We start from the raw sequence: 24,915 nt of genomic DNA, 5'->3' as shown, positions 1-24,915 counted from the left end.
CCCGTGAGCCGTAAGAACAGGAACCGCCAGAACGACCGCGCCGCCTCCCCGCCGGAAGAGCGCGGCGTGGAGACCGGCTCCCCCTCGGCGGGCGGACCGCCGCCCGACCAGGTCAGCGAGGCCGTGAACCCGGGCTCCGGGAGCCACAAGACCCAGAAGCACAAGGAAAGGCGCTTCGGTCACAACTGAGCGCGGCCCGATGGGCGCGCCCCTCGCGGGCGCGCCCGCACCCGCCCGTGCGTGGCCGCCGGACCGGGCCGTCCCCGGCCCGGCGGCCAGCGCCCGTCAGCCTGCCAGACAGGACGGCCCGAGGAGAGCCTTCAGGTCGCCGAAGAGTGCCGGGTCGGACGTCACCCGGTGGCGGTCGAGGCGGAGCACGGTCGTGGTGCGGGAGCCCTGGAGCTTCACCCGCACCTCCGTGCCGCCGCGGTGCTGCGACAGCACCTCGCCCAGCTTCTCCACCAGCGGCGGGGTGACCTTGACCGTGGGGATCGTGATCGTCACCGGCGCGTTCGCGGACACCTCGGACAGGTCGGGGACGGCGAGTTCCATGGCGACCAGCCGCGGCACGTCCTCCCGCTTGTCGAGCCGGCCCTTGACGAAGACGATGGCGTCCTCGACGAGTTGGGTGGAGACCAGCTGGTACGTGGCCGGAAAGAACATGCAGTCGAGGGAGCCGCCGAGGTCCTCGACGGTGGCGATGGCCCAGGCGTTGCCCTGCTTGGTCATCTTCCGCTGCAGTCCGGAGATGATGCCACCGATGGTGACGATGGCCCCGTCGGCGTGGTCGCCGCCGTTGAGCGCGGCGATGGAGGCGTCGGCCCTGTCGCCCAGCACGTGCTCGATGCCGAAGAGGGGGTGGTCGGAGACGTAGAGGCCGAGCATCTCCCGTTCCTGGGCGAGCAGATAGGACTTCTCCCACTCCTCGTCCGCGAACTGCACGTCGAGCCCGAAGCCCGGCTCGTCCGTCGCGGCCTCGTCGCCCATGCCGCCGAAGAGGTCGAACTGCCCCTCCGCCTCCTTCCGTTTGACCGACACCACGTTGTCGATCATCGGCTCGTACTGCGCGGTGAGGCCCTTGCGGGTGTGCCCGAGGGCGTCGAACGCACCCGCCTTGATCAGCGACTCGACGGTGCGCTTGTTGCACACGACGGCGTCGACCTTGTCGAGGAAGTCGGGGAACGACGCGTAGCGCCCCTTGGCCTTGCGGTTGCGAACGATCGACTCCACCACGTTCTGCCCGACGTTGCGCACGGCCGTCAGGCCGAACACGATCGTGTCATCACCGCGGGGGGTGAAGTTCGCATCCGACTCGTTGACGTCCGGGGGCAGCACCTTGATGCCCATCTTCCGGCACTCGTTGAGATAGACCGCGGACTTGTCCTTGTCGTCGCGCACGGAGGTGAGCAGCGCGGCCATGTACTCGGCGGGATAGTTCGCCTTGAGATACGCCGTCCAGTAGGAGACGAGGCCGTACGCGGAGGAGTGCGCCTTGTTGAACGCGTAGCCCGCGAAGGGGACGAGGACGTCCCAGACGGCCTGGATGGCCTGGTCGCTGTAGCCCTTGTCGCGGGCGCCCTTCTGGAAGTTGACGAACTCGGCGTCGAGTACTTCCTTCTTCTTCTTGCCCATCGCCCGGCGCAGCAGGTCCGCCTGCCCCAGCGAATAGCCGGCGAGCACCTGCGCGGCCTTCTGCACCTGCTCCTGATACACGATCAGGCCGTAGGTGATGTCGAGGACTTCCTTCAGCGGCTCTTCCAGCTCCGGATGGATCGGGGTGATCTCCTGCTGGCCGTTCTTGCGCAGCGCGTAGTTGATATGCGAGTTCATGCCCATGGGGCCCGGCCGGTACAGCGCCGAGACCGCGGAGATGTCCTCGAAGTTGTCGGGCTTCATCATGCGCAGCAGGGAGCGCATGGGGCCGCCGTCGAACTGGAAGACGCCGAGGGTGTCACCGCGGCCCAGCAGTTCGAAGGTCGTGGGGTCGTCGAGCGGCAGCGAGAGCAGCTCGATGTCCCGGCCCTTGTTCTGTTTCACCATCTTGACGGCGTCGTCCATGATGGTGAGGTTGCGCAGGCCGAGGAAGTCCATCTTCAGCAGGCCGAGCGATTCACACGTCGGGTAGTCCCACTGCGTGATCGTCACCTGGTCGCTGTGGCGCACCCAGACCGGGACGTGGTCCACGATCGGCTCGCTGGACATGATCACACCCGCGGCGTGCACGCCCATCTGCCGCACCAGGCCCTCGACGCCCCGCGCGGTGTCGATCACCTTCTTGACGTCAGGCTCGTTCTCGTACAGCCCGCGGACCTCGCCCGCCTCGGAGTACCGGGGGTGGTCGGGGTCGGTGATGCCCGAGAGCGGGATGCCCTTGCCGAGCACGTCGGCGGGCATGGCCTTGGTGATGCGGTCGCCCATCGCGTACGGATACCCGAGCACCCGCGCGGAGTCCTTGATCGCGTTCTTCGCCTTGATCGTCCCGTACGTGCCGATCATCGCGACCTTGTCGGCCCCGTACTTCTCCGTGACGTAGCGGATCACCTCCGCCCGCCTGCGCTCGTCGAAGTCGATGTCCACATCCGGCATCGAGACCCGCTCGGGGTTCAGGAACCGCTCGAAGATCAGCCCGTGCTCGATCGGGTCCAGGTCCGTGATCCCCATCGCGTACGACACGATCGAACCCGCCGCGGACCCCCGCCCCGGGCCCACCGCGATCCCGTTGTTCTTCGCCCACATGATGAAGTCCGCCACCACCAGGAAGTACCCCGGGAACCCCATCTGGATGATGACGTCCATCTCGTACTCCGCCTGCCTCTGGCGGTCCTCCGGAACACCGCCGGGGTAGCGGCGGGCCATGCCGCGGCGGACCTCCTCCTGGAACCAGGTGATCTCGCTGTAGCCGTCGGGGACCTCGAACCGGGGCATCAGGTCGCGCTTCTCGAACCACCCCTCGGTGTCGATCTGCTCCGCGACCAGAAGCGTGTTCGCACACCCCTCCTGCCACGCGTCCGAGGAATCGACCGCATACATCTCCTCGGTCGACTTCAGGTAATAACCCGTCCCGTCGAACCTGAACCGGTCCGGATCCGAAAGATTCTTCCCCGTCTGAATGCACAGCAACGCATCATGCGCCCCCGCCTCCTGCGCATACGTGTAATGCGAATCGTTCGTCACCAGCGGCGGAATCCCCAGCTTCCGCCCGATCTCCAGCAGCCCGTCCCGCACCCGCCGCTCGATCTCGATCCCGTGATCCATCAGCTCCAGGAAATACCGCTGCTTCCCGAACACCTCCTGATACCACGCCGCCGCCGCCAGCGCCTCGTCGAACTGCCCCAGCCGCAACCGCGTCTGCACCTCACCCGACGGACACCCCGTAGAAGCGATCAACCCCTCGGCATGCTCGGCGATCACCTCCTTGTCCATCCGCGGCCACTTCTGCAGCCACCCCTCCTTGTACGCATCCGACGACAACCGGAACAGATTGTGCAGACCCGTACGCGAAGACGCCCAGATCGTCTTGTGCGTATACCCACCGGAACCCGACACGTCATCACGCTTCTGATGCGGCTGCCCCCACTGCACCTTCCGCTTGTTCCGCCGCGACTCCGGCGCCACATACGCCTCGATACCGATGATCGGCGTCACCCCCGCCGCCGACGCCTGCGCAAAAAAGTCATACGCACCGTGCAGATTCCCGTGATCCGTCATCGCAATATGCGACATCCCCATCTCACGGCACGCCGCGAACATGTCCTTCAACCGCGCCGCCCCGTCCAGCAGCGAATACTGCGTGTGCACATGCAGATGCGTAAAAGGCGGCTTGGCCACGACGGAGGACCTCCAGCAGACGGCGGGCGCGAGGGCTCGGGCAGGACGCTGGGAAGTCTAGGACGCGCCACTGACACCGCGGGCCCCGGCCAGACTGAACCGGGGCCTCCCCTTTAGCACCGGTTTACGGTCCGCCGTGGCAGAATCACGCCCGATGGAACATGCGGCCGTAACGATCAGGGTGATGCGCGCGGCGGTCTTCACCGCGCTGTGCATCAGCCTGTCCGCGGGCGCCCACGTGCTGCTGTCCGCCAACCCCCTGCCCCTCGGCATGCTGGCCGCGCTCTCCGCCGGCATCTTCGTCATCGCCTATCTGCTCGCCGGCCGCCGCGAGCGCGGCTACTGGAGCATCGCGGCCCTGCTCGTGCCGCTGGAGCTGGCGGCCGACACCGTCTTCACCACCGGCCAGCACACCTGCTACGGCCAGTCCGGCGGCCCCGTCGCCGGCTCCATGCGCACCCTGGGGCTCGATCTCCTCTGCTCCGGCGAGTTCGGCACCCCGCTGGCCCGGATGACCACCCGCGGCGAGGCCCTGGCCGGCACCGCCGCCAGCCCGTGGCTGCTGCTCGCCGCCCACGTCGGCGTCGGCCTGGCCGCCGCCGCCTGGCTGCGCCGCGGCGAGGCGGCCCTGGCCGGGCTGCTGCGGGCCGCCGCGGCCGTCGCCTTCCGGCCGCTGCTGCTGGCCGTCGCGATCGTCACCGTCGCCCCGGTACGGAGCACCGGCCGCCCCGGCCGCCGGTCGGACCGCAGCCGCGCCGTCCGCCCGCGGCCGCACCTGCTCCACTCGGTCCTGCGGCGTGGCCCGCCGTGCCCGGCCGCTGCCTGATCCGGCAGCCCGGCCGAACAAGCACGGACACAGCCACACCGACCACAGAGGACCTCCCACCATGAGCAAGCGAAACAGCCAGGAAGCCAAGCGGGCCGCGCGCGAGCGGCTGCGCGTCGAGCGTGAGAAGCAGGCCAAGAAGGAGAAGGTGCGCCGGCAGCTCTTCGTCGGCGGTGCCGTCGTCGGCCTGCTGGCCGTCGTCGGCGGCGTCGCCTTCGCGGTCACCACGCTCGGCGGCGACGACGGCAGCGACAAGGACTGGGGCGCGGCGAAGAACGCCAAGCTCGTCCAGCCGGCGAACGCCGAGGGCGAGAAGGGCACCACCGTCGTGCTCGGCGGCAAGGACGCCGAGAAGACCGTCGACGTCTACGAGGACCTGCGCTGCCCCGCCTGCGCGCAGTTCGAGCAGCAGCTCGGCGAGCGGATCAAGAAGGGCGCCGAGGACGACAAGTACCAACTCCGCGTCCACCTCGGCGCGATCATCGACGGCAACTTCGGCGGCAACGGCTCCAAGAACGCCGCCAGCGCCCTGGGCGCGGCGCTGGACGTCAGCACCGAGGCGTTCAAGGAGTACCACGGGCTGCTCTACTCGGCCGACCACCACCCCGCCGAGAGCGAGGACAAGTTCGCCGACAACGACTACCTGCTGGATGTCGCCAAGAACGTCGACGAGCTGAAGGGCAACAAGGAGTTCCAGAAGAACGTCAACAAGGGCACGTTCGACAAGTGGGCCCTGGAGATGATCGACAGCTTCGAGGAAGCCGGCATCGAGGGCACGCCGACGATCAAGATCGACGGCAAGAAGGTCGAGAGCAACACGCTCCCGGCCGAGCTGGACAAGCTCGGCGCGTAGGACCCCGCGTCACGCGGCGGAGCGTCCGTCAAGCTCCGCCGCGAACGCATCCGCCACCGGCCAGGCGGACTGCGCCGCCTGCGCGTCGTAGTCCGCCAGGCCGGGGTCGGTGAACAGGTGCCCCGCGCCCGGGTAGCGGAAGACCTCCACGTCGGCGCCGGCCCGGCCCATCCGCAGATACCAGGCGGTCAGCCAGTCGTGCGTCTCGTACGGGTCGGGGTCCGCCACGTGCAGTTGCACCGGCAGCTCGCCGGAGGCCGCCGTGGCCCCGTCGGCGACGTCGGACGTGCCGTGCATCAGCAGCAGTCCGCGCGCGTGCCGGTCCGCGAGCGCCAGGTTCTGCGCCAGCGCGCCGCCGAGCGAGAATCCCGCGTACAGCACCCCGCCCGCCGAGTGTGGCGCCGCGGCCTTCACGGCCCGCGCCAGCAGCTCGTCCGTGCCGATCTCGTCCCTGACCTGCCTGCCCTCCTCCTCCGTCGCCGGCGTGCGCCCGTCGTAGAGGTCGGGAACGACCACCTCGTGCCCGGCGGCGCGCCAGCGCTCCGCCGTCGCGTGCACGGCCGGACGCACTCCGTACATGGAGTGGAAAAGCAGAATCGTCATGCGCCCATCGTGGCAGATACGGTCGGGAAGGTCCGCGCTCGAAGGAGGCTTACGTGTCCACCGAGGATGTGCTCCGGCCCGTCCTGGTCATCGGCGGCGCCGTCGCGCTCACCGCGATCGCCGGGGTCGTGGTCGACCTGCTGCTGCGCCGTGCCGACGCCCGGCACCCCGAGACCCCGATATGGGGCCTGCTGCGAAGCTGCCGGGTGCCGCTGCAGGTCGCCCTGCTGACGTCGATCCTGCTGGGCACGTACAAGCGCGCGGACCTGGCGCACAGCGACGACAGCCGGGCGATCGTCACGCGCGTGCTGACGCTGCTGCTGATCGCGTCCGTGGCGTGGCTGCTGTCGAAGGTGCTCGCGGCCGCCGTGGAGCTGACGTACCACCGCTACAAGGCCAAGGCCCGCGACTCCGCCCGCCGCAGAAGGGTCCGCACGCAGCTCACGCTGATCCAGCGCGTGGTGGTGTTCGTCATCTGCACGGTCGCGGTGGCCTCGATGCTGCTGACGTTCCCGCAGATGCGGGCGGTGGGCACCTCGATGCTCGCGTCCGCCGGCGTCATCGGCATCATCGCGGGCATCGCCGCCCAGTCGACGCTGGGCAACCTGTTCGCGGGGCTGCAGATCGCCTTCGGCGACCTGGTGCGTATCGGCGACACGGTCGTCGTGGAGGGCGAGTGGGGGACGGTCGAGGAGATCACGCTGACGTTCCTGACGGTGAAGACCTGGGACGAGCGCCGCATCACCATCCCCGTGTCGTACTTCACCAGCCAGCCGTTCGAGAACTGGTCGCGTGGCGGCCCCGAGCTGACCGGCACGGTCTACTTCCACCTGGACCACTCCACGCCCGTGCGCGCGCTGCGCGAGCGGCTGCACGAGGTGCTGCTCGGCTGCGCGCACTGGGACGGCCGCGGCTGGAGCCTGGTGGTCACGGACACCACGCCGACCACGATGGAGGTACGGGCGCTGGCCACCGCGCGGGACGCGGACGCGCTGTGGGACCTGCGCTGCCTGGTGCGCGAGGAGCTGATCGCCTGGCTGCGGGAGAAGCACCCGTACGCGCTGCCGAAGGTGATGACGGCGCAGGCGCCGCCAGACGGCACCGCGCAGCGTCCGGACGTCGAGGTGCCGTAGGACGCGGTCGACGATCTCGGGGTCGTAGCCCTCGCTGCGGGCGGCGAGCAGCTCGTGCCGGGCCGCGGACAGCAGCTCCGCGGTGATCTTCCGGCCGGTGCGCAGCGCCAGCCGGCGCTCGGCCTCGGTGTCGGCGCCCACGGCGAGCCGCTTGACCGGCCAGGGAAGCGTCAGGCCCTGGCAGACCAGGGTGGCCAGGACACGGCGGCGGCCAGCGGCAGACCGGGGACGACGGCGTGCACGGTGGCCGCGACGACGGCGGTGACGAAGACCAGCGCGACGGCGAGCAGCAGGATGGGCCGTAGGTTCGCCGCGAACTGCCGCCAGGAGGTGCGCTGTACACCCCGCCGAGCAGCGTCATCAGCACCGGCGCCGGCAGCCCGAGCCGACGCGCGACGGGGATGGTGACCAGGGCGCCGAGCACCAGGGTCAGCAGCAGCGTGAGCCGGTCCATGGGCGGCGCACCGGTGCGGCCGTCAGGCGCTGTCCGCGCGCACGGTGTCCAGGGCCCGCCGCAGATCCTCCGGATAGTCCGACTCGAACTCCACCCACCGGCCGTCCTCGGGATGCTCGAAGCCCAGCCGTACGGCGTGCAGCCACTGCCGCTCCAGGCCGAGCCGCTTGGCGAACACGGGGTCGGCGCCGTAGGTGAGGTCGCCGACGCACGGGTGGCGGTGGGCGGACATGTGCACGCGGATCTGATGGGTGCGGCCGGTCTCCAGCTTGATGTCGAGGAGGCTGGCGGCGCGGAACGCCTCCTCCAGGTCGTAGTGCGTGACGCTGGGCTTGCCGTCGGCGACGACGGCCCACTTGTAGTCGTGCACGGGGTGGCGGCCCACGGGGGCGTCGATGGTGCCGCTGAGCGGATCGGGGTGGCCCTGGACCAGCGCGTGGTAACGCTTGTCGACCGTACGTTCCCGGAACTGCTGCTTGAGCAGCGTGTACGCGCGCTCCGACTTGGCCACCGCCATCAGCCCCGAGGTGCCGACGTCCAGCCGGTGCACCACGCCCTGCCGCTCGGCGGCGCCGGAGGTGGAGATGGCGTACCCCGCGGCGGCCAGGCCGCCGACGACCGTGGGGCCGCTCCAGCCGGGGCTGGGGTGGGCGGCGACGCCGACGGGCTTGTCCACGACCACCACGTGCTCGTCGTCGTAGACGACGGCCATCCCGGGCACCGGCTCGGCGACGATCCGCACCGGCGCCGCCGGCGCCGGCATCTCGACCTCCAGCCAGGCGCCCGCCGTCACCCGGTCCGACTTCCCGGCCTCCCGCCCGTCGACGAGGACCTTGCCGGCGCCGGCCAGCTCGGCGGCCTTGGTCCTGGAGAACCCGAACATCCGGGCGAGCGCGGCGTCGAGCCGCTCGCCTTCGAGGCCGTCGGGTACGGGCAGGGTGCGGATCTCGGGAACGGTACTCACCCGGGAAGTATCGCAGGCGCGTACGGCCGTCCCGGTCAGCCGCGGTGGATCGTGCCGTCGGGGTCGAGGCCGCGGAAGGACAGGATCACGATGAGGATGCCGCCGCAGACGATCGCGGAGTCGGCGAGGTTGAAGACCGCGAAGTGCTCGGGGGCGATGAAGTCCACGACGTGGCCCTCGAAGAAGCCCGGGGAGCGGAAGAGGCGGTCGGTGAGGTTGCCGAGCGGGCCGCCGAGCAGCAGGCCGAGCGCGATGGCCCAGGGCAGGCTGTAGAGCTTACGCGCCAGCCGGGCGATGACGCCGATGACGATGACCGCGATCAGCGTGAAGATGACGGTCATCGACTCGCCGATGCCGAACGCCGCGCCGGCGTTGCGGACGACCTGGAAGCGCAGCAGATCGCCGACGACCTCGACGGAGCGGTTGTCCGGCTCCAGTTCGGCCACGACGATCAGCTTCGTGACCAGGTCGAGGGCGTAGACGAGGGCGGCGACGCCGAGGAGCACGCCGATGCGGCGGGGCCCGCGGGCCGCCGCCTCCGATGCGCCGTCCTCGGCCTCCCCGGCCTTGTCCGCGGCGGCTGACTTCCCGGCCGGGTCGGCGGTGTCGGCGTCGGCCAAGGCCTTCTCGTCCGCCGCGGAGGCTCCCTCGTCCTCCCCGCGGGGCTCCGTGGCGTCCCCGCTGATCCGCTCCGCCTCTGTCACGTGTGCCCTCCGGTGCGCTGACTGGGGTCGAGCGTACGGCACACCCGTACGACCCGTCGCACCACAGCCCGTAACGCCGCCGACCGGCCCCGTCAGCGCCTCCGGAGGTCCCTCAGCGGCGCTCCTGCCGCTGCTTGCACTCCACGCACAGGGTGGCCCGCGGGAACGCCTGCATCCGCGCCTTGCCGATCGGCTTGCCGCAGGACTCGCAGCGTCCGTACGTGCCGTCCTCCAGCCGGACGAGGGCCCGCTCGGTCTGCACCAGCCGCTCCCGGGCGCCCGCGGCGAGCGCCATCTCGTGCTCGCGCGAGATGTTCTTCGTGCCCGTGTCGGCCTGGTCGTCCCCGGCGCCGCCCCCGGAGTCGCGCATCAGCCCGCTGACGGCCTCCTCGGAGGCGCGGATCTCCGAGCGCAGGCTCGCGACCTCGTCCAGCAGCCCCTGGCGGGCCTCCTCGATCTCCTCGGGAGTCCAGGGGTCCTCCCCCGGACGCACGGCCAGTTCCCCCGGCTCGGCCGGGACTGCCGTCCCGCCCGCCGCCTCGGCGACCGGGGCCTCCACCACCTGCGTCTTCTTTGCGACCACCGTCTTGGCTCCCGTCTTCTTCCCAGGAGACGTCCTGGCGGACGTCTTCTTGGCCGCCGCCTTCTTCGCCGGCTTCCGTGCCGGGGCGGCGGCCCGTGCCGCGGTTTTCCTCGCTGGCTCGGTCCTTGTGGCCGGCGCCTTTCCGGCCGCGGCCTTCTTCGCGGGCGGCGGCTTCTTCGCGGGGGCGGCCGCGCCGGCCGCCCCCGCGGTCGCCGCCGTCTTCTTCCCCGCCGTCTTCGTCGTGGCCTTCTTCGTGACCTTCTTCGTGACCGTCTTCGCGGCCTGCTTCTTCGCCGCCCGCTCTCCCGCGGCCGTGGCCCGGCCCGCGGCGGCCTTCTGCGCCGGCGCCTTCTTTGCCGCCTTCTTCGCCGTGGTCTTCTTCGCTGTGGACTTCTTCGCCGCCGGCGCGGTCTTCTTCGCAACCATGGCCGGGACCCCTTCACATATTGTGATCTTGTTCGCGAACGGTGCCGGAACGATAAATCGACACTGGGTCCGCGGCAACAGGGCACGCCATGGCTGACCGGTCTCAAAACGTTGTGCCCAGCCCCGCGCGGGGTAATCCCGGGCTTCCGCTCGCACGTGCGGTTTTGCCGCACTGGGCCGAACGGCCCAGCGCCCCCGCCGCGGAAACCCGGTCGGCGGCGCGTACCCCGGGGCCGTACACTGTCGGCAGCGAAGGCGTGGATGGGGACGAGTAGCTCCGTACGCAGCCGAGGAGCGACCCGGGGACGGTGCGAGCCCGGGCGGCGTGCGCGGAGCGAAGATCACCCCGGAGCCGCCGGAGGAAAGCCCCCGGGCGAGTAGAACCGGCAGCGCTGCCCCAATGAGGGGGCGGTGGGCGCGCGACGCGCGCTCCGCCGCCAAGGAGGGTGGTACCGCGGGAGCCCCGGCTCTCGTCCCTCCGGTTCGGCCGTCAGCACGCCAGCCGGAGGAAGAGTTCCCCGATGACCATGCCCCTGTACCGCCCGGTACCCGCCCAGGTAGACCTGCCCGCCCTCGAACACGCCGTGCTCGACTTCTGGCGCGAGCAGAAGGTCTTCGCCCGCTCCCTGGAGAAGTCCGAGGGCCGGCCCGAGTGGGTCTTCTACGAGGGCCCGCCCACCGCCAACGGCATGCCCGGCGCGCACCACATCGAAGCCCGCGTCTTCAAGGACGTCTTCCCCCGCTTTCGCACCATGCGCGGCTACCACGTGGCGCGCAAGGCCGGCTGGGACTGCCACGGGCTGCCGGTGGAGCTGGCCGTGGAGAAGGAGCTCGGCTTCAACGGCAAGCAGGACATCGAGGCGTACGGCATCGCCGCGTTCAACGACAAGTGCCGCGCCTCGGTCCAGCGGCACACGGACGCCTTCGCCGGGCTGACCGAGCGGATGGGCTATTGGGTCGACTTGGACGATGCGTACTGGACGATGAACTCCGAGTACGTGGAGTCCGTCTGGTGGTCCCTGAAGCAGATCTTCGACAAGGGCCTGCTCGTCCAGGACTACCGGGTCTCCCCCTGGTGCCCGCGCTGCGGCACCGGCCTGTCCGACCACGAGCTGGCGCAGGGGTACGAGACCGTCGTCGACCCCTCGGTCTACGTCCGCTTCCCCCTCACCTCGGGACCGCTGGCCGGCGAGGCGGCGCTGGTCATCTGGACCACCACCCCGTTCTCGCTCACCGCCAACTTCGCGGTCGCCGCCCACCCCGAGGTCAGGTACGTCGTCGCCACCGACGGCAACGAGAAGGTCGTCGTCGCCGAACAGCTCGTCGGCAAGGCGCTGGGCGAGGGCTGGGAAACCACCGGGCAGTCGTTCACCGGCGCCGAGATGGAGCGCTGGACGTACCGGCCGCCCTTCGACCTGGTGGATCTCCAGGACGCCCACTATGTCGTCAACGCCGACTACGTCACCACCGAGGACGGCACCGGCCTGGTCCACCAGGCCCCGTTCGGCGAGGACGACTTCAAGGTCTCCCGGCAGTACGGCATCGAGGTCGTCGTGCCCGTACGCGCCGACGGCACCTTCGGCGCGGATCTGCCGCTCGTCGGCGGCCAGTTCTTCAAGAAGGCCGACGAAACGCTCGTCGCCGACCTGGACGCACGCGGCCTGCTCTTCCGCCACGAGCCGTACGAGCACAGCTACCCGCACTGCTGGCGCTGCCACACACCGCTGCTCTACTACCCGCAGCCCTCCTGGTACATCCGCACCACCCGCGTCAAGGACGCCCTGCTGCGCGAGAACGAGCGGACGAACTGGCACCCGGACTCCGTCAAGCACGGCCGCTACGGCGACTGGCTCGACAACAACGTCGACTGGGCCCTGTCCCGCAACCGTTACTGGGGCACCCCGCTGCCCGTCTGGCGCTGCGCCGAGGACCACCTCACCTGCGTCGGCTCGCTGGCCGAACTGACCGAACTGACCGGCACCGACCAGTCGTCCCTGGACCCCCACCGCCCGTACATCGACGAGATCACCTTCGCCTGCCCCGCCGACGGCTGCACGCTGCGCGCGGAGCGGGTGCCCGAGGTCATCGACGCCTGGTACGACTCCGGCTCGATGCCCTTCGCGCAGTGGGGCTACCCGTACAAGAACAAGGACGTCTTCGAGACCCGCTACCCCGCGCAGTTCATCTGCGAGGCCATCGACCAGACCCGCGGCTGGTTCTACACGCTGATGGCCATCGGCACGCTCGTCTTCGACAAGTCCTCGTACGAGAACGTGGTCTGCCTCGGCCACATCCTCGCCGAGGACGGCCGCAAGATGTCCAAGCACCTGGGCAACATCCTGGAGCCCATCCCGCTGATGGACCGGCACGGCGCCGACGCCGTGCGGTGGTTCATGGCCGCCGGCGGCTCGCCCTGGGCGGCCCGCCGGGTGGGCCACGGCACGATCCAGGAGGTCGTGCGCAAGACCCTGCTGACGTACTGGAACACGGTGTCCTTCCAGGCGCTGTACGCCCGCACCGCCGGCTGGGCGCCCTCGGCCGCCGACCCGGCGCCCGCGGACCGGCCGCTGCTGGACCGCTGGCTGCTCGGCGAGCTGGACGCGCTGACGACCCGGGTGACCGAGGCCCTCGACGGCTACGACACCCAGCGCGCCGGCAAGCTGCTGTCCGCCTTCGTCGACGACCTGTCCAACTGGTACGTGCGCCGCTCCCGGCGGCGCTTCTGGCAGGGCGACCCGGCGGCGCTGCGCACGCTCCACGACGTACTGGAGACGGTGACGCGACTGCTGGCCCCGGTGGTGCCGTTCATCACCGAGCGGGTCTGGCAGGACCTGGTGGTGCCCGTCGTGCCGGACGCCCCCGCCTCGGTGCACCTGGCGACGTGGCCGGAGCCGGCCGGCTCGGGGCCCACGGCGTTCGACCCGGAGCTGTCGCGGCAGATGCAGCTCGTCCGGCGCCTGGTGGAGCTGGGGCGGGCCTCGCGGGCGGAGTCCGGGGTGAAGACCCGCCAGCCGCTGTCGCGGGCGCTGGTGGCCGCCGCGGGCTTCGCGACGCTGCCGGAGGAACTGCACGCGCAGATCACCGAGGAGCTGAACGTCACCGCCCTCGCCACCCTGTCCGAGGCCACCGGCGGCGCGGCCGGCGGCTCGCTGGTGGACACCACGGCGAAGGCCAACTTCCGTGCGCTGGGCAAGCGGTTCGGCAAGCGGGTGCAGGACGTGGCCAAGGCCGTCGCGGCGGCGGACGCGGCGGTGCTGTCGGCCGCGCTGCGCGACGGCGGCAGCGCGACGGTGGTGGTCGACGGCGAGACGGTGACGCTCTCCCCGGAGGAGGTCATCATCACGGAGACCCCGAGGGAGGGCTGGTCGGTGGCCTCCGACGCGGGCGCGACGGTGGCGCTGGATCTGGAGATCACTCCCGAGCTGCGCCGCGCGGGCCTGGCCCGCGACGTGATCCGGCTGGTCCAGGAGGCGCGGAAGAACTCCGGCCTGGACGTCGCGGACCGGATCCGGCTGCGCTGGTCGACGACCGACCCCGAGGTGCGCCAGGCGCTCACCGACCACGCCGGGCTGATCGCGGAGGAGGTCCTCGCGACGGACTTCGCCGCGGGCGAGGCGGCCGACGCCGCGGGCTACGGCGAGCCGTTCACGGACGAGCCGCTGTCCCTGACCTTCCGGCTCGTACGGGCCTGACCCGGGACCGCACCGCCGGGGCCCCCCCCCCCGGGGGCCCGGGGGCGGGGGGCCGTATGGTTCGTCAAAACGCCGCGCGTACGGCGGGTCGCCCCGCCCGGGGCCCGCCCCGCCGGCCCCCCGCCCCGGGGGGCCCGGGGGGGGGGGCGCCGTCTCGTCGGCGGTCCCGGCCGGCTCCCGTCACCCCGGTCCGCCGCCGCCGGGCACCCGGTCCCGTAAGCGGGCGTGCAAAGGGCCGGGCCCCGCGGCGAGCGTTCCGCGGGACCCGGCCCTTGCGATATGCCGACGGCCGTCAGGCCGTGCTCAGTTGTCGTCCTCGTCGATGAGGAAGCCGCGCATCGGCGACGGCGGCTGCTGCATCGGACCGCCCTGGGGGCGCACCGGCGCCATGGGCTGCGTCATGGCCGGGGACATCTGCTGCTGGCTGCCGTACGACGGGCCGCCGGCCGGCGCCTGCCGGGTCGGCATGCCCTGCTGGCCGCCCATCGAACCGCCCATCGTGCCGCCACCCATGCTCGGGGGGCCGCTCATGGCACCGGCACCGGCCGGAGCCATGGAGGGCGTCGGCGCGGGCGCCGCCGCCGCGGGCAGCGAGGCCGCCGCGGGCGTACGGGGCGGGGCGAGGGAGTCGTCCGCCTGGTTCTCCAACTGGCGCAGCTGGGACTCCAGGTACGACTTCAGCCGGGTGCGGTACTCGCGCTCGAAGCCGCGCAGGTCCTCGACCTTGCGCTCCAGCGTGGCGCGCGCGGACTCCAGGGAGCCCATCGCCACGCGGTGCTTCTCCTGCGCGTCCCGCTCCAGGGCGTCGGCCTTGGCACGCGCGTCACGCTCCAGACCCTCGGCGCGGCTGCGGGCCTCGCCGACGATCTTGTTGGCCTCGGCACGGGCCTCGGCGATCGCCTGGTCGGCGGTCTGCTGGGCCAGCGAGAGCACCCGGGCGGCGCTGTCACCGCCGACGGGGCCGCCCTGCTGCGGGCCGGCGTGCTGCTGCACGTGCTGCTGGGGCGGGCCGGCGTGCTGCTGCACATGCTGCTGGGGCGGGCCGCCGTGCGGGGCGTGCACGGGACCACCGGGACCGCCATGGCCACCGGGACCACCGTGGCCACCGGGCCCGCCCGGGCCGCCGGGACCCATCGGGCCGGGGCCGTGCGGACCGTGACCGGGAGGACCGCCGGGACCACCGGGCCCACCCGGGCCCATGCCACCGGGACCTGCGGGCAGCTGGGGTGCGCCGGAAGGAAGCTGAGGCGGGCCGCCCTGCGGCGGGCCCATCTGCTGCGGCGGCACCGGCTGCGGGCCCGATATGGCGGCGGGCACCGGCCCGCCGTGTCCGGGGGGACCGGGACGGTCCTGGGGCTCGGGCCCCTTGCGCATCCCCTGGTTCTGCGCCGCGGCCCGGGTCGCTGCGGCCAGCTTGGCCCGCAGGTCCTCGTTCTCGCGGAGCAGCCGGGTCAGTTCGGCCTCGACCTCGTCGAGGAACGCGTCGACTTCGTCCTCGTCGTAGCCCTCTCGGAGTCGGACGGTCGTGAACTGCTTGTTCCGCACGTCCTCGGGGGTCAGCGGCATTTCTTCACCTCAACGTAGTCATCGGCGACATCGGCATATCGACACTCTTCGTCCCGCTTCACCATCACCTCGCTCCGCCCACCACGGTGAGCAGGATGTAGACGATGATCATCAGGACGAAGAAGGACAGGTCCAGCGCCACGCCCCCTAGACGCAGTGGCGGAATGAACCGCCGCAGGAGCTTGAGTGGTGGATCCGTGACCGTGTAGGCGCCCTCAAGCAACACCACCATGGCTTTGCCCGGCTCCCAGGAGCGGGCGAACATGAACACGTAGTCCATGATCAACCGGAAGATCAGCACGATCAGGAAAACGAACAGCGCGATGTAGATCACTTGAAGCGCGACGTCCATCTCGCTGTGGTCCTCTCCCCTTCGCGTTCCGGCCCCATGGCCGCTCGCACAGTGTTGCTTGGCTCAGCTTTGGTTGAAGAACCCGCCCTCTGCGATGCGGGCCTTGTCCTCCGCTGTTACGTCGACGTTAGCAGGCGACAACAGGAACACCTTCTGGGTCACGCGCTCGATGCTGCCGTGCAGGCCGAAGACGAGTCCAGCCGCAAAGTCGACAAGTCGCTTCGCGTCCGTATCGTCCATCTCGGTCAAGTTCATGATCACAGGCGTGCCCTCGCGGAAGTGTTCCCCGATGGTACGTGCCTCGTTGTACGTACGCGGGTGGAGCGTCGTGATCCGGTAAGGCTCCCGTTCGGACACGACCTTGGGCATGATCACCGGCGCACTCTTCTCCAGGCTGGGACGGTCAGGTGTGATGGAAGACACGGGAGCGATTCGCCCCGAACGCCCCGATTCGGGCAGCAGTCCGGGTGAACGCCCCGCGGGCTCCCGGTCCATGGGCGGCCGCTCCCGCTGCGCCGGCGGCGAAGCGATCGCCCGGGGCGGCTCCTCCTGCTGCGGCTGCTGCGGGGCCTGGTGGCGGTGGCGCCGCTCGGGCTCGGGCTCCGGCTCGAACTCGTCGTCGGGGTCGTACCCCGGACCGTCGTACCCATCGTCCTCCACGAGGCCGAGGTAGACCGCCATCTTGCGCATTGCGCCGGCCATGCTCTACGCCCTCCGCTCTGCGGTGGATCGACCTTCGCCAGTGACGTGATCCACGCTGCCCTGCCTGAATTGACCGGGAATGAAGCTTATTTTCTACTGTCGTCCGACTCGCTTGGCGACGTTACCGGAGCTGAGGCCGGACTCCGAGTACCGCGGTGCCGACGCGTACGTGTGTCGCTCCTGCGGCAATTGCCTCCTCGAGGTCACCGCTCATCCCTGCCGAGACCATCGTTGCAGCCGGATGCGAGACGCGCAGGCGGGATGAGATTTCCATCAGCCTCCCGAACGCCGCCCCTTGCCGCCCCGCGTATGCCCCGGCCAGGGGCGCGACCGTCATCAGGCCGCACAGCCGCAGCCCTTGGGCCCCCGCCACCGCCTCCGCGAGCGCCGGTACGTCACCGGGGGCGACGCCGCCGCGGTCCCCCGTCGCACCGCTGCCGGAATCCTCGCCGGACGCCTCGTCCTTGTCGAGCGCCACCTGGAGCAGACAGCCCAGCTCGCGGCCCTCGCGCTGCGCCGCGGCGGCGAGCGCCGTGACCAGCCGGGGGCGGTCGAGGGAGTGCACGTAGTCCGCGTAGCGGGCCACGGAGCGGGCCTTGTTGGTCTGCAGCTGGCCGACGAAGTGCCATGTGAGCGGCGCGTCCGCGCCCCGCTTCGCACACCACGCGGCCTTGCCCGCGGCCTCCTGGTCGCGGTTCTCGGCCACGTGCCGCACGCCCAGGTCCGCCAGCAGCAGCACGTCGCTCGCCGGATAGGTCTTGGTCACGACGACGAGCGTGACCTCCTCGCGCTTGCGGCCCGCCGCGGCGCACGCGCCGGCGATACGTTCCTCCACGGCCGCCAGGTTCGCCGCCAACTCGTCCCGGCGCTCCCGGTCCTCCGTCTCCTGCACCGCGCCGTCCCCCGTGAAGTCGGCCATCATTCCCCGTCCAGCCAGACGTATCCCGCGTGCCTGCCCGTGGCACCCTCGCGCCGGTACGAGAAGTGGTCCCCGGACTCCAGCGTGCACACGTCCGACACTGTGATCATTCCCACACCCAGCGCCTCCAATTGCGCGACCACACCCGCACGGATGTCCAGTGCCGGCGTCCCCCAACTCGTCGTCGCCCGCGCCGCCGGCACCTGCCCCGCGGCCTCCTCGCGCAGCGCCTCGGGGACCTCGTAGCAGCGGCCGCAGACGGCCGGCCCGAGGTGCGCGACGATCCGCGAGGGCTCGGCGCCCAGCCCTGCCATCGCCTCGACCGCGGCCTGCGCCACCCCGGCGACCATGCCGGGCCGCCCGGCGTGCGCGGCACCCGCCACCCCCGCGCCGGGGTCGGCGAGGAGCAGGGGTACGCAGTCGGCGCCGCGGGCGGCGAGCGGCACGCCCCGGGCGCGGGTGACGACGGCGTCCACGGCGGGCGGGGGCGCGTCGCCCCAGGGCCCGTCGACGACGGCGACGTCGCGCCCGTGCACCTGGTGCATCCACACGACCCGCGCGGGCTCCACCCCGAGCGCGCGGGCGGCGCGCTCGCGGTTGGCCGCGACCGCCGCGGGGTCATCGGCGCCGACGGCGCCGCCGAGGTTCAGCTCCGCGTACGGAGCGGCGCTCACGCCGCCCCACCGGTCGGTGAAGGCGAAGTGAGCGCCGCCTGTCGTGTATGTCTGCCCTATCACGGGTCGTACGTTACGTGATCAACCCGCCGGTCACTTCAGGAAGTCCGGCACGTCCAGTTCCTCGGCCTCGCTGTCCTGGTACGGCCGGGCCGCCGGCACCTGCGGCGTGGCGGGGGGCGGCAGCGGCGCCGGGGCGCTGTCCTCGGTGCCGTCGCCGGACAGGGAGCCCAGGCCGCTGAACGCGGGGCGCTCCGGCTCCGTGGACCGCCCGGGCCCGGTGTCCGCGGCCGACTCGGCCGGGGACTCGTCGCGTCCGCCGTAGGAGCCGAGGACCTTGTCCCGGTTCTTCGACGGCAGTTGGCCGCCGTCGAAGCCGGCGGCGATGACCGTGACGCGCACCTCGTCGCCGAGGGCGTCGTCGATCACGGCGCCGAAGATGATGTTCGCCTCCGGGTGGGCCGCCTCGCTGACGAGCTGGGCCGCCTCGTTGATCTCGAAGAGGCCGAGGTCCGAACCGCCGGAGATGGACAGCAGCACGCCGCGGGCGCCGTCGATGGACGCCTCCAGCAGCGGCGAGGAGATCGCCATCTCGGCCGCCGCCACCGCGCGGTCGTCGCCGCGTGCCGAGCCGATGCCCATGAGCGCGGAACCGGCCTCCGACATCACGGACTTGACGTCCGCGAAGTCCAGGTTGATCAGGCCCGGGGTGGTGATGAGGTCGGTGATGCCCTGGACACCGGAGAGCAGCACCTGGTCCGCGGAGCGGAAGGCGTCGAGGACGCTGACCTGGCGGTCGGAGATCGACAGCAGCCGGTCGTTGGGGATCACGATGAGGGTGTCGACCTCGTCGCGCAGCGCGGCGATGCCGTCCTCGGCCTGGTTCGCGCGGCGCCGGCCCTCGAAGGTGAACGGGCGGGTCACGACGCCGATGGTGAGCGCGCCCAGCGAGCGGGCGATGTTCGCCACGACGGGCGCACCCCCGGTGCCGGTTCCGCCGCCCTCGCCGGCGGTGACGAAGACCATGTCGGCGCCCTTGAGCACCTCCTCGATCTCCTCCCGGTGGTCCTCGGCGGCCTTGCGGCCGACGTCCGGGTTGGCGCCAGCGCCGAGCCCGCGGGTCAGCTCGCGACCGACGTCGAGCTTGACGTCCGCGTCGCTCATCAGCAGTGCCTGCGCGTCGGTGTTGATCGCGATGAACTCGACGCCCTTGAGACCGACCTCGATCATCCTGTTGATGGCGTTGACGCCACCGCCGCCGATACCGACGACCTTGATGACCGCGAGGTAGTTCTGTGGTGCTGCCACGTCGAAGGCCTCTCGCCTCGAGTTACGTCTGCCGTTTGTGGGGGTCCCCGAACGCCGGTCGAACCCTAAGCGTGAAGTTTAGGGTTACCGCAGCATCCCGTACCTGGACTCTTGGAACGAGACACTAAGTCGACAAGGCTTCCGCGTTCAATGAACACGCCGAACCTCCCGTTTTTCTTTTCACCCTATGTGATCAGGCGTTGCGGCCCCTCACGGGGGTCTGAACTGCGCATTCGTGCGTCAACTCGACGATGCCGCCGGGGCGCTGGGAACGCTGACGTCGAAGTACCGCGCATCGCGCTCCGCTTTCATGACCGCCGCAAGCGCCTTCGACTTCGCCTCGCCGCGCTCCGCGCTGCCCCAGAGCACGGTCCGTCCTCCGGACAGCTCGAGCGTGACGGAGTCATATGAACGCACAAGGATAGTACGGGTGTCACGGCGCACGCTCTGGGAGAGCGCGCCCGCGACCCCTACCGCGCTCTCGCGCAGCCGCTGCCGGCCGAAGCGGTCCAGGCTCGGTGAGTCCGCCACCTGCATCTCCACTATCGGCACCTTCTCGGGCGGCGTACGCACCGTGGCGAACCGCACACCCTCGTCGTCGACTTCCACGAAGGACTCCCCCTTGCGCAGCAGCACCGCGGGCTGCCGCTCGGTGACCTTCACCGTGATCCGGTGCGGCCAGACGCGGTCGACGTCCACGGCGCCGATACGCGGCAACTCCGCCGCCAGCCGCGCCTCGACCGCGCCCGTGTCGACGGTGACCATCGGCACGTCCTCGGAGATCCGGGCGGCGTCCAGCACCTCGTCGGCGCTCAGCACGTCCGTGCCGGAGACCGTCACCCGCTCCACCCGCAGCCAGTTCGAGCCGTACAGGGCCCAGGCGGAGAACCCGCCGAGCACGACCACCGCGAGGAGCACGGCGATCAGCACGCGGCGGCTCGGCAGCCGCAGCCACCGGCCCCGGCGGCCGGCCGGCCGCCGGGCGGCGGGCGGGCTGCCGGGCCCGGCACCGCCGCCGCGCTCCCCGCGGCCGGCCGCCGCCTTCTCACGGACCGCTCCGGCCATCCCCGTACCCCCTTGACTGGTGTGGTGAGATCGCCGCGCCCTATGATCCCCGCCGGCCGTCCACAGCCTGGTACACCATGCCGACGAGGAGTTCGTCGGCATCCCTCCGGCCGAACTCCGCGGCGGCCCAGGACATCTCGTGCAGCCGCTGGCGGTTGGTGAGCACCGGCAGGACCTCCTGGCGCACCCAATCCGCCGTCAGCTCCGCGTCGTCGACGAGGAGTCCGCCGCCGGCCTTGACCACCGGCTGCGCGTTGAGCCGCTGCTCGCCGTTGCCGATGGGCAGCGGGACGTACGCGGCCGGGAGCCCGACCGCGGACAGTTCGGCGACCGTCATCGCGCCGGCGCGGCAGAGCATCATGTCGGCGGCGGCGTAGGCGAGATCCATCCGGTCCACGTAGGGCACGGGGACGTACGGCGGCATGCCGGGCATATTGTCGACCTGCGGCAGTTCGTTCTTGGGTCCGACGACGTGCAGGATCTGCACACCGGAGCGCTGCAGGTACGGCGCCACCGACTCGACGACCTCGTTCAGCCGCCGGGCGCCCTGCGAGCCGCCGGAGACCAGCAGCGTCGGCAGGTTGGGGTTGAGCCCGAACGCGGCGCACGCCTCGGCGCGCACCGCGCCGCGGTCCAGGGTGGCGATGGAGCGGCGCAGCGGGATGCCGATGTAGTTCGCGTGCCGCAGCTTGCTGTCGGGCGTGGAGACGGCGACGAACTTCGTGTAGCGCGAGCCGATCTTGTTGGCAAGCCCGGGGCGGGCGTTGGCCTCGTGGACCACGATCGGCACTCCGCGGCGCTTGGCCGCCAGATAGCCGGGCAGGGCGACGTAGCCGCCGAAGCCGACGACGCAGTCGGCCTTCGTGCGCTCCAGCACCTCCTCGGCGGCCCTGATGGTTCCGCGCAGCCGTCCGGGGACGGTGATCAGCTCCGGCGTGGGCTTGCGCGGCAGGGGGACCGCGGGGATCAGCGCCAGTTCGTAGCCGCGCTCCGGGACCAGCCTGGTCTCGAGCCCGCGCTCGGTACCGAGCGCCGTGATGCCCACCGTCGGGTCCCGCCTGCGCAGGGCGTCGGCGAGGGCGAGCGCGGGCTCGATGTGGCCGGCGGTCCCCCCACCGGCGAGTACGACATGCACCGAATTTCACCGCTCTCCGCGACGGCCGCCCGCCGGCGGTCCGTCACCTTGGTTTCCTGGCTCTTCTGGCCGTTCCAGCCGTGCTCTCCGGCCTTTTTCCGGCGAGCACTCTTCTAGCAGACTGCAGCACCCCCGCGGGCCGCATGGCCAGCGCCGCCCGCGCCGCGGGTTCCTCGCGCGCGAACGCGATCAGCAACCCCACGGCGAACATCGCCGGCAGCAGGGCGGAGCCTCCGTAGGAGAACAGCGGGAGCGGGACGCCGGCGATGGGCAGCAGTCCCAGGACCGCACCGATGTTGATCACGACCTGCGCCATGATCCAGGCGGTCACGCCCCCCGCGGCATACCTTACGAAGGCGTCCTCCGTACGTCCGGCCACGCGGATACCCGCATAGCCTAGAGCCGCGAAGAGTGCCAGCACCGACAGCGTCCCCGCCAGGCCGAGTTCCTCCCCGGTCACGGCGAAGATGAAGTCGGTGTGCGGTTCCGGGAGTTCGCCCCATTTTTCCATACTCGCGCCGAGCCCCGAGCCGAACCAGCCGCCGGAGGCCAGCGCGTAGATGCCGTGCAGGCCCTGCCAGCAGACGTCTGCGGGGCCCGGCTCGGTGGCGCCGATGCAGCGCAGCCGGTCCATGCGGTGCGGGCTGGAGGTGAACAGCACGACCGTCAGCGTCGCGCCGACCGCGATGACGGTGGCGAACAGCCGGGTCGGGGCGCCCGCCACCCACAGCAGGCCGAGCAGGATCGCGCCCAGGATCATCGCGGTGCCCATGTCGCCCCCGAGCATGATGAGGCCGAGCAGCAGCAGCGCGACGGGCACCAGCGGCACCAGCATGTGCTTCCACTGGGTGAGCAGCTTCTTGTCCTGTTTACGCGCCAGCAGGTCGGCGCCCCACATCACCAGCGCCAGCTTCCCGAACTCGCTGGGCTGGAGCTGGAAAGGGCCGCCGAAGTTCAGCCAGTTGGTGTTGCCGTTGACCGACTGCCCTATCCCCGGCACCTGCACCAGGGCCATGAGGAACAGCGAGATCGCCAGTATCGGGTACGCCAGCGCGCGGTGCAGCCGGATCGGCATCCGGGCCGCGAGGAGCAGCAGGAGGGTCCCGAGAGCGGCGGCGACGAGTTGCTTGCGGAAGTAGTACGTGGACGCCAGGCCGCTGTTGAGCGCTTCGATCTGGGAGGCGGAGAAGACCATCACCAGGCCCAGCACGGTGATCAGCAGACTGCCCCCGAGCAGCAGGTAGTACGCGGTGAGCGGCCGGTCCCAGGCCCGGCGCACGCGGCGCGTGAACCGGCGCAGCCCAGCGGGCCCCGCGCCCCCACGGCGGGCGGGACGGGCCGCGGGGACGGAACGCGCCGCGGCGCGCGCGGGCCGCGGCGGGGACTTCGGCGCCGCGCCGCGCGCGGCGGCCGGCCGCCGTGCGCGCCGCTCCTCGTCCGCTCTGCTCATCCGCCGTCTCCTCGCTGGCACCGCAATCCGCCCATGGGCAACGAGGTTGCCACGCCGGCGCCCCGCCCGTGGGCACGACGCGACGGTGCGCGGTTCACTTCGGGCCGCCGGGGGTCCCGGGCCCGTCGCCGATCTCCCGCCCGCGGCCGGGATACGGCCCGCGTGCGCAGCGCGCGGTGGTGGGGCCCGGTGTGCACGCCCGCTGCGGCCTCGGGGTTCCCTAGGCCCCGCCGCCGGCGAGTTCGTGCACCGCGGCGGCGAAGACCTCGCCGCGCACGTTGTAGTTCGTGAACATGTCCATGGACGCGCAGGCCGGCGCCAGCAGCACGGTGTCGCCCTCGCGGGCCAGCCGCGCCGCCTCGGCGACGGCCGCCGCCATCGCGCCGGAGTCCGTCCGGTCGACGTCCACCACCGGCACGTCCGGCGCGTGCCGCGCCAGCGCCCCGGCGATCAGCGCCCGGTCCCGGCCCAGCAGCACGGCGCCGCGCAGCCGCTTCGCCGCGCCCGCGACGAGGTCGTCGAAGGCGGCGCCCTTGGCCAGCCCGCCGGCGATCCAGACGATGCCGTCGTACGCGGCCAGCGAGGCTTCGGTGGCGTGGGTGTTGGTGGCCTTGGAGTCGTCCACGTACGTCACGCCGCCGACCTCGGCGACGCGTTCGATGCGGTGCGGCTCGGGCCGGAAGGCGCGCAGCCCCTCGCGGACGGCCGCGGGCGCCACGCCGTACGCGCGCGCGAGGGCCGCGGCGGCAAGGGCGTTGGCGACGTTGTGCGGGGCGGGCGGCTGGACGTCGGCGACGGCGGCCAGCTCCTGCGCGGTGCGCTGCGGGTCCGGCACGAACGCCCGGTCCACCAGCAGCCCGTCCACCACGCCGAGCTGCCCGGGGGCGGGCGCGCCGAGGGTGAACCCGACCGCCCGGCAGCCCTCCTCGACGTCGGCCTTGCGCACCAGGTCCTCGGTGGCCGGGTCGGCGGCGTTGTAGACGCACGCCACCCTGTTGCCCTCGTAGATACGGCCCTTGTCGGCGGCGTACGCCTCCATGGAGCCGTGCCAGTCGAGGTGGTCGGGCGCGAGGTTGAGGACGGCGGCGGAGTGGGCGCGTACGGACGGCGCCCAGTGGAGCTGGTAGCTGGACAGCTCGACGGCGAGCACGTCGAGGTCCGCGTACGGGCCGTGGCCGGTGACGACGTCGACGAGCGGGACGCCGATGTTGCCGACGGCAGCGGTGCGCAGCCCGGCGGCGTCGAGCATGGCGGCGAGCATCTTCACGGCGGTGGTCTTGCCGTTGGTGCCGGTGATCGCCAGCCACTCGGCGGGCGGCCGGCCCGTCGGCGACGTACCGCGCAGCCGCCAGGCCAGCTCCACGTCGCCCCAGACCGGCACCCCGGCCGCTGCTGCGGCGGCGAACAGCGGGGCGGAGGGCTTCCATCCGGGCGTGGTGACGACCAGGTCCGTGCCCTCGGGCAGGGTGTCGCCGTCGCCGAGGCGTACGGTCACGCCCAGCGGCGCCAGCTCCGCGGCCTGCGCCCGGGCCCGGTCGTGGTCCGCGCCGTCGACGACGGTGACCTCCGCGCCGAGCCGGTGCAGCGCGCGGGCGGCGGGGCCGCCGCTGACCCCGAGCCCCGCGACGGTCACGTGCCTGCCGCCGAACTCGCTCATACCGGCTCCCCGTCCGGGCCC

The 24,915-nt window shown here is 71.8% G+C and carries 21 protein-coding genes and 1 pseudogene; 6 read left to right on the top strand and 16 right to left on the bottom strand.

Annotated elements, in window-relative coordinates; all coding sequences use genetic code 11:
* The first annotated feature begins 3 nt into the window (after positions 1-3).
* Positions 4-189: a hypothetical protein gene (locus ABGA99_RS09665; protein ID WP_347582473.1), complete on the top strand. Its 186-nt coding sequence runs from the start codon at positions 4-6 to the stop codon at positions 187-189.
* A 96-nt stretch (positions 190-285) separates the two neighbouring features.
* Here ABGA99_RS09665 and dnaE read toward each other — a convergent pair whose 3' ends face one another.
* Entirely contained in the window at positions 286-3,828 is a 3,543-nt protein-coding gene (dnaE, locus tag ABGA99_RS09660) for a DNA polymerase III subunit alpha (protein WP_347575482.1), read from the bottom strand.
* A gap of 184 nt (positions 3,829-4,012) precedes the next feature.
* Between dnaE and ABGA99_RS09655 the strand changes: the two genes are divergently transcribed.
* Both ABGA99_RS09655 and ABGA99_RS09650 read left to right on the top strand, forming a co-directional pair.
* Positions 4,013-4,654, top strand: coding sequence for a hypothetical protein (locus ABGA99_RS09655; protein WP_347575725.1), 642 nt, complete (start codon positions 4,013-4,015; stop codon positions 4,652-4,654).
* Positions 4,655-4,715: 61 nt separating this feature from the next.
* Positions 4,716-5,507, top strand: coding sequence for a thioredoxin domain-containing protein (locus tag ABGA99_RS09650; RefSeq protein WP_347575481.1), 792 nt, complete (start codon positions 4,716-4,718; stop codon positions 5,505-5,507).
* Positions 5,508-5,516: 9 nt separating this feature from the next.
* Here the strand turns inward: ABGA99_RS09650 and ABGA99_RS09645 are convergent, their stop codons facing one another.
* Complete coding sequence (locus ABGA99_RS09645) at positions 5,517-6,110, bottom strand: dienelactone hydrolase family protein (protein WP_347575480.1); 594 nt, start codon at positions 6,108-6,110, stop codon at positions 5,517-5,519.
* A 53-nt stretch (positions 6,111-6,163) separates the two neighbouring features.
* Between ABGA99_RS09645 and ABGA99_RS09640 the strand changes: the two genes are divergently transcribed.
* Positions 6,164-7,243 (top strand): mechanosensitive ion channel domain-containing protein, encoded by a 1,080-nt coding sequence (locus ABGA99_RS09640; RefSeq protein WP_347575479.1) that lies wholly within the window; start codon positions 6,164-6,166, stop codon positions 7,241-7,243.
* A 183-nt stretch (positions 7,244-7,426) separates the two neighbouring features.
* Here the strand turns inward: ABGA99_RS09640 and ABGA99_RS09635 are convergent.
* The 4 genes and pseudogenes from ABGA99_RS09635 to ABGA99_RS09620 form a co-directional block, all read right to left on the bottom strand.
* Positions 7,427-7,697, bottom strand: a pseudogene (locus tag ABGA99_RS09635) (Na+/H+ antiporter); the annotation flags it as partial.
* Between the two features lie 22 nt (positions 7,698-7,719).
* Entirely contained in the window at positions 7,720-8,661 is a 942-nt protein-coding gene (locus tag ABGA99_RS09630) for an RluA family pseudouridine synthase (protein ID WP_347575478.1), read from the bottom strand.
* 35 nt (positions 8,662-8,696) lie between these two features.
* Positions 8,697-9,365, bottom strand: a complete 669-nt coding sequence (gene lspA / locus ABGA99_RS09625; RefSeq protein ID WP_347575477.1) for a signal peptidase II — start codon at positions 9,363-9,365, stop codon at positions 8,697-8,699.
* A gap of 112 nt (positions 9,366-9,477) precedes the next feature.
* Positions 9,478-9,948, bottom strand: coding sequence for a TraR/DksA family transcriptional regulator (locus tag ABGA99_RS09620; RefSeq protein WP_347575476.1), 471 nt, complete (start codon positions 9,946-9,948; stop codon positions 9,478-9,480).
* A gap of 49 nt (positions 9,949-9,997) precedes the next feature.
* Between ABGA99_RS09620 and ABGA99_RS09615 the strand changes: the two genes are divergently transcribed.
* Both ABGA99_RS09615 and ileS read left to right on the top strand, forming a co-directional pair.
* The gene (locus ABGA99_RS09615) at positions 9,998-10,471 is read left to right on the top strand and encodes a hypothetical protein (RefSeq protein WP_347575475.1); all 474 of its coding nucleotides are present in this window, start codon (positions 9,998-10,000) and stop codon (positions 10,469-10,471) included.
* A gap of 424 nt (positions 10,472-10,895) precedes the next feature.
* Positions 10,896-14,066, top strand: a complete 3,171-nt coding sequence (ileS, locus tag ABGA99_RS09610; RefSeq protein WP_347575474.1) for an isoleucine--tRNA ligase — start codon at positions 10,896-10,898, stop codon at positions 14,064-14,066.
* 303 nt (positions 14,067-14,369) lie between these two features.
* On the opposite strand, the gene ABGA99_RS09605 is transcribed toward ileS, so the two are convergent.
* The 10 genes from ABGA99_RS09605 to murD all read right to left on the bottom strand — a co-directional run bounded on the left by ABGA99_RS09605 (position 14,370) and on the right by murD (position 24,894).
* Complete coding sequence (locus tag ABGA99_RS09605; protein WP_347575473.1) at positions 14,370-15,632, bottom strand: DivIVA domain-containing protein; 1,263 nt, start codon at positions 15,630-15,632, stop codon at positions 14,370-14,372.
* Positions 15,633-15,696: 64 nt separating this feature from the next.
* Positions 15,697-15,984: a YggT family protein gene (locus tag ABGA99_RS09600; protein WP_018837714.1), complete on the bottom strand. Its 288-nt coding sequence runs from the start codon at positions 15,982-15,984 to the stop codon at positions 15,697-15,699.
* Between the two features lie 63 nt (positions 15,985-16,047).
* Positions 16,048-16,686, bottom strand: coding sequence for a cell division protein SepF (sepF, locus tag ABGA99_RS09595; protein WP_347575472.1), 639 nt, complete (start codon positions 16,684-16,686; stop codon positions 16,048-16,050).
* A 121-nt stretch (positions 16,687-16,807) separates the two neighbouring features.
* A complete protein-coding gene (locus tag ABGA99_RS09590; protein ID WP_347575471.1) occupies positions 16,808-17,605 on the bottom strand; it encodes a YggS family pyridoxal phosphate-dependent enzyme in 798 nt (265 codons plus the stop codon).
* Entirely contained in the window at positions 17,605-18,342 is a 738-nt protein-coding gene (gene pgeF / locus ABGA99_RS09585) for a peptidoglycan editing factor PgeF (RefSeq protein WP_347575470.1), read from the bottom strand. The genes ABGA99_RS09590 and pgeF overlap by 1 nt, the downstream gene beginning before the upstream one ends.
* A 30-nt stretch (positions 18,343-18,372) precedes the next feature.
* Positions 18,373-19,587: a cell division protein FtsZ gene (gene ftsZ / locus ABGA99_RS09580; RefSeq protein WP_347575469.1), complete on the bottom strand. Its 1,215-nt coding sequence runs from the start codon at positions 19,585-19,587 to the stop codon at positions 18,373-18,375.
* A 240-nt stretch (positions 19,588-19,827) separates the two neighbouring features.
* Positions 19,828-20,652 (bottom strand): FtsQ-type POTRA domain-containing protein, encoded by an 825-nt coding sequence (locus ABGA99_RS09575; protein WP_347575468.1) that lies wholly within the window; start codon positions 20,650-20,652, stop codon positions 19,828-19,830.
* Between the two features lie 40 nt (positions 20,653-20,692).
* On the bottom strand, positions 20,693-21,787 hold the full coding sequence (gene murG, locus ABGA99_RS09570) for an undecaprenyldiphospho-muramoylpentapeptide beta-N-acetylglucosaminyltransferase (RefSeq protein WP_347575467.1): 1,095 nt from the start codon (positions 21,785-21,787) through the stop codon (positions 20,693-20,695).
* Positions 21,788-21,830: 43 nt separating this feature from the next.
* The gene (gene ftsW / locus ABGA99_RS09565) at positions 21,831-23,237 is read right to left on the bottom strand and encodes a putative lipid II flippase FtsW (protein WP_347575466.1); all 1,407 of its coding nucleotides are present in this window, start codon (positions 23,235-23,237) and stop codon (positions 21,831-21,833) included.
* A 220-nt stretch (positions 23,238-23,457) separates the two neighbouring features.
* Complete coding sequence (gene murD, locus ABGA99_RS09560; RefSeq protein ID WP_347575465.1) at positions 23,458-24,894, bottom strand: UDP-N-acetylmuramoyl-L-alanine--D-glutamate ligase; 1,437 nt, start codon at positions 24,892-24,894, stop codon at positions 23,458-23,460.
* Positions 24,895-24,915 lie beyond the last annotated feature (21 nt).

The organism is Streptomyces sp. B5E4, assembly GCF_039871555.1.
Lineage (GTDB): Bacteria > Actinomycetota > Actinomycetes > Streptomycetales > Streptomycetaceae > Streptomyces.
Note: the sequence above shows the minus strand (reverse complement) of the source record. Positions and strands in the feature narration are given on the sequence as shown.